Annotated in this window: 4 protein-coding genes; all 4 read left to right on the top strand. The window is 66.9% G+C overall.

Annotated features, from left to right (window positions below; translation table 11 throughout):
• Positions 1–318: 318 nt before the first annotated feature.
• Genes ABZ004_RS40435 through ABZ004_RS40420 form a run of 4 tightly spaced genes read left to right on the top strand, consistent with a single transcriptional unit; the run spans position 319 to position 4,485 of the window.
• On the top strand, positions 319–1,650 hold the full coding sequence (locus ABZ004_RS40435; RefSeq protein WP_355687612.1) for a M23 family metallopeptidase: 1,332 nt from the start codon (positions 319–321) through the stop codon (positions 1,648–1,650).
• Between the two features lie 5 nt (positions 1,651–1,655).
• Complete coding sequence (locus ABZ004_RS40430; protein WP_355687610.1) at positions 1,656–2,942, top strand: hypothetical protein; 1,287 nt, start codon at positions 1,656–1,658, stop codon at positions 2,940–2,942.
• Between the two features lie 29 nt (positions 2,943–2,971).
• On the top strand, positions 2,972–3,154 hold the full coding sequence (locus ABZ004_RS40425) for a hypothetical protein (protein WP_355687608.1): 183 nt from the start codon (positions 2,972–2,974) through the stop codon (positions 3,152–3,154).
• Positions 3,151–4,485, top strand: coding sequence for an N-acetylmuramoyl-L-alanine amidase (locus ABZ004_RS40420; RefSeq protein WP_355687606.1), 1,335 nt, complete (start codon positions 3,151–3,153; stop codon positions 4,483–4,485). Before ABZ004_RS40425 ends, ABZ004_RS40420 begins: the two co-directional genes overlap by 4 nt.
• Positions 4,486–4,580: the final 95 nt, after the last annotated feature.

Raw genomic sequence — 4,580 nt, 5'->3', positions numbered from 1 at the left:
CCCACCCCCGCCCGGTTACTCCGACGTGCGACCGCCGCCACGGGCGCTCGGGCGGGGCGGCGGGGTCCACCCCGCCCCTGTCGGGCGGGCAGGCGGACGCCGGACAGGGCCTGGTGCGGCGCGGTGCAGACCGGCGTCTTTTTCGGGCACACGGCAGCCCACAACATACGACGGACTACGGGGCATTCGCGGTGCCTTTCGGGGGTGATGGCGACGGCTTAAATCATGATCGAAAGCCCTTGGCGGGCTGGGTGGCGTCAGTTTTGCTTTTGCTCCCAGGCCGCCCGGCAGACGGGCGCCCGAGCCGAAAGGCCCTACATGCGCACCGTAAGAAGAACGGGTGCCAGGCGCACCGCTCTGCTGCTGACGCTGATGGTCGGCCTCGCCGGGATCGTCCTCCCGAGCCCTGCCGAGGCTGCCGGATCCCGCCCGGACTTCCACGCACCATGGAATTGCGGGGAGTCCCGTTCCTACTCCCATCACGACGCCGAAGTGACGCAGGCGCTGGACTTCATCGGCGCACCTGGCGGTGACCTGGGTTCGCCAGTGCTCGCCTCGGCTGCCGGCACGGTCGTGTCGGCCGGTGTCAACGGCGGCTACGGCAACGAGGTCGTGGTCTCTCATGGCGGCGGCTGGTCCAGCCGGGTCGCCCATCTGAGCGTCATCAACGTGTCGGTCGGACAGCAGGTCGAGGCCGGTCAGATCCTCGGCCTGGTTGGATCCACCGGCAACTCCACCGGACCGCACCTGCACTACGAACAACTGGCAGACGGGGTTCAGGCTCCGATCGTGCTCGACGGTACTGCGCTGGAGTATCGACCGACCCCAACGACCCATGTCGGCCGCAACTGTCCCATCCAGCGGTTTGCGTTTGTGAACGCGGCTGGTCAGGTGTTCGCCAAGGATGGTTCGCATTCGCCGTGGCCTGGCGCGCTGAACGGTGGTGGCGCTTCGAAGGTCGTGTTGAGTGGTCAGTGGATCGGCATTCTGGACGGCACCAACTTCTGGGCCAAATCAGGAATCAACGGCGCCTGGAAACTGATGGCACAAGGCGCCGGAACGCGCGACATCGCAATCGACGGTGACCGGTTCGCCGTCGTCAACGCCGCCGGTCAAGTACTGGTCAAAGACGGTGCCGATTCACCCTGGTCAACACCGATCAACGGCGGCGGCGCCACCAAGGTCGTCCTCGACAGCGGCTGGATCGGCATCCTGCAAGGCGGCAACTTCCTCGCCAAGTTCGACATCTTCGGCACCTGGAAAGTACTGACCGGCGGCAACGACGTCATCGACATCGCCATCGACGGCAACCGCTTCGGATTCGTCAACGGCGCCGGCCAGGTCTTCGTCAAGGACGGCGCAGACTCCCCCTGGCCGAACGCCCTCAACGGCGGCGGCGCCACCCGAATCGAACTCCAGAGCAGCTGGATCGCAATCCTGCAAGGCGGCAACTTCCTCGCCAAGTTCGACATCTTCGGCACCTGGAAAACCCTCGCCGACGGCGGCCAGGTCACCGACATCACCCTCGGCGCCAACGGCTGGTTCGGCTTCATCGGCTCCGGCGACTTCTACGCCAAACAAGGCGCCGACAACCCCTGGCTAGGCATGGCCGGCGGCGGCCAGGTCCGCGACATCACCCTCGAAACCTGATCCTCATGAAGGAGCCCAAGTTGTCCAAGTTCAGCTCATTGCGCCGCCTGCTCACCTTGGTGGTGGTGGCCGGCGGACTCGTGGCCCTGCCCGCGATGCCCGCCCACGCCGACTGCCCGAGCATTCCGCCCGACCGGGATCTCGCCGTCACCCAGATCGTCTACCAGGTCGGTTCCGAACTCGGTGTCTCCGACAAGGTGATGCTCGCCGGTTTCGAGACCGGCTGGGTCGAGTCCCGGATGAACAACCTCAACTGCGGGGACCAGGACTCGCTCGGCGTCTTCCAGCAGCGTCCGTCACAGGGCTGGGGGACACCGGACCAGATCAGGGATGTTCGCTTCGCATCGAACTCCTTCTTCACCCGGGCCAAGAACTCCGACGCCGCGAACCCCGGCTTCACCGCGGGTCAGATCGCCCAGGACGTCCAGCGATCCGCACACCCCGACCGGTACGACGCAGCCGAGGGCAAAGCCCGGTCGATGATGGCCGAGGTCGCGATCCAGCGGTTTGCGTTTGTGAACGCGGCTGGTCAGGTGTTCGCCAAGGATGGTTCGCATTCGCCGTGGCCTGGCGCGCTGAACGGTGGTGGCGCTTCGAAGGTCGTGTTGAGTGGTCAGTGGATCGGCATTCTGGACGGCACCAACTTCTGGGCCAAATCAGGAATCAACGGCGCCTGGAAACTGATGGCACAAGGCGCCGGAACGCGCGACATCGCAATCGACGGTGACCGGTTCGCCGTCGTCAACGCCGCCGGTGAAGTTCTGGTCAATGTCGGTGCGGATTCACCCTGGTCAACACCGATCAACGGCGGCGGCGCCACCAAGGTCGTCCTCGACAGCGGCTGGATCGGCATCCTGCAAGGCGGCAACTTCCTCGCCAAGTTCGACATCTTCGGCACCTGGAAAGTACTGACCGGCGGCAACGACGTCATCGACATCGCCATCGACGGCAACCGCTTCGGATTCGTCAACGGCGCCGGCCAGGTCTTCGTCAAGGACGGCGCAGACTCCCCCTGGCCGAACGCCCTCAACGGCGGCGGCGCCACCCGAATCGAACTCCAGAGCAGCTGGATCGCAATCCTGCAAGGCGGCAACTTCCTCGCCAAGTTCGACATCTTCGGCACCTGGAAAACCCTCGCCGACGGCGGCCAGGTCACCGACATCACCCTCGGCGCCAACGGCTGGTTCGGCTTCATCGGCTCCGGCGACTTCTACGCCAAACAAGGCGCCGACAACCCCTGGCTAGGCATGGCCGGCGGCGGCCAGGTCCGCGACATCACCCTCGAAACCTGACCGTCAAACCATCTGTGAGGAGCAACATCGTGACAACCAACGCCCATCCGTCCCACCCCGTCGCTCGCCGTGCCCTCCTCGGCGCCATCCCGGCCATCGCCGCGGCAGCCGTGATCACCACGGTCAGCCCTGCCTCGGCAGCGCCGGCCGGGCGGCCCCAGTGTCTCGCCGACCTGGCCGCGGCACCCATCGCCCGGAAGGACCGCAGATGACCTCCATCCCCTGGCTGGCTGACGTTCTGCGCGAAGCCGGGCTCAACGTGGTCGAAGAGGGCAACTGGCAAGGCCGCGGTACCGGCGGCGCCTTCGACCCGATCGGCGTGTTGTGGCATCACACCGCCGGCAATCCCAGTCCCTCCGACCCCAACCCGTCGCTCGGCATCTGCATCAACGGCCGCTCCGACCTGGCCGGTCCGTTGTGCCACGCCCTGGTCGACTACAACGGCGTCTTCCACGTCATCTCGGCCAACAGTGCCAACCACGCCGGAACGTCCGGCGGCAGCGGGCCGATCCCGGCCGGCAACGGCAACGCGATGCTGATCGGCTGGGAGATCGAGTACAACGGCGTCAACGCCGCGATGACGCCGGCGCAGTACGGCGCCTCGGTCACAGCAACCGCGGCGGTACTGCGGCGGCTGGGCAAGGACGCCTCGTACGCCCGCGGCCACCGCGAGACTAGCATCGAGGGAAAGCCCGACCCGGCCTTCGTCGATCTCGACCAGATGCGCGCGGACGTGGCCGCGCGGATGATCTCCCGGTTCGCCTTCGTCAACGGGGCCGGCCAGGTGATCGCGAAGGATGGGTCACACTCGTCGTGGGAGAACCCGATCAACGGGGGCGGCGCGACCAAGGTCGTCCTGAACGGCCAGTGGATCGGCATCATGGCCGGTGACACCTTCTGGGCGAAGCAGGGCATCTTCGGCAACTGGGTGGGGATGGCCCGGACCCCCGACATGCGGGACATCGCGATCAGCGGTGACCGGTTCGCCTTCGTCAACGCCGTCGGGCAGGTGTTCGTCAAGGACGGGGTCAATGCGGCCTGGCCGGGCGCGATCAACGGCGGCGGCGCCCGCAAGGTCGTCCTCAGCGGCGGCTGGATAGGCGTCCAGCAGGGCGACTCCTTCCTGGCCAAGTCCGGGATCCAGGGATCCTGGCGGACGATGGCCGACGCGGCCGGGCTGAAGGACATCGCCATCGACAACAACCGGTTCGCCTTCGTCAACGGAGCCGGCCAGGTGACCGTCAAGGACGGTGTCGACTCGGCCTGGCCGGGCGCCGTCAACTCCGGTGGCGCCACCCGGGTCGTCCTCAAGGACGGCTGGATCGGCGTCCTCCAGGGCGGCGACTTCCTGGCCAAGTTCGACATCCTCGGTGGCTGGAAGACGATGGCGTCGGGCGGTCAGGTGTCCGACATCGCGCTGGGCGGCAACGGCTGGTTCGGCTTCGTCGGATCCGGCAACTTCCTCGCCAAGCAGGGCGCTGACAGCGAGTGGCTGCAGATGGCTCCCACCGGCACGGTCCGCTCGATCGCACTGGAGACCTGAGCGCCGAAGAGCACCGGCAGCGCGGTCACGTCCACCTCGGGCAGCTTGCCGTCGGTGATGGAGAGTCGCTCCGGGTCGCCGCTCTCCAGCACCCA

The organism is Kribbella sp. NPDC006257, from assembly GCF_040613535.1.
Lineage (GTDB): Bacteria > Actinomycetota > Actinomycetes > Propionibacteriales > Kribbellaceae > Kribbella.
This window is presented reverse-complemented; position numbering and strand designations above follow the sequence as displayed.

Bases quoted from the DNA above. Each gene is read 5' to 3' on its own strand.
- ABZ004_RS40435 (WP_355687612.1), top strand. From the start codon at position 319: ATGCGCACCGTAAGAAGAACGGGTGCCAGGCGCACCGCTCTGCTGCTG.
- ABZ004_RS40430 (WP_355687610.1), top strand. From the start codon at position 1,656: ATGAAGGAGCCCAAGTTGTCCAAGTTCAGCTCATTGCGCCGCCTGCTC.
- ABZ004_RS40420 (WP_355687606.1), top strand. From the start codon at position 3,151: ATGACCTCCATCCCCTGGCTGGCTGACGTTCTGCGCGAAGCCGGGCTC.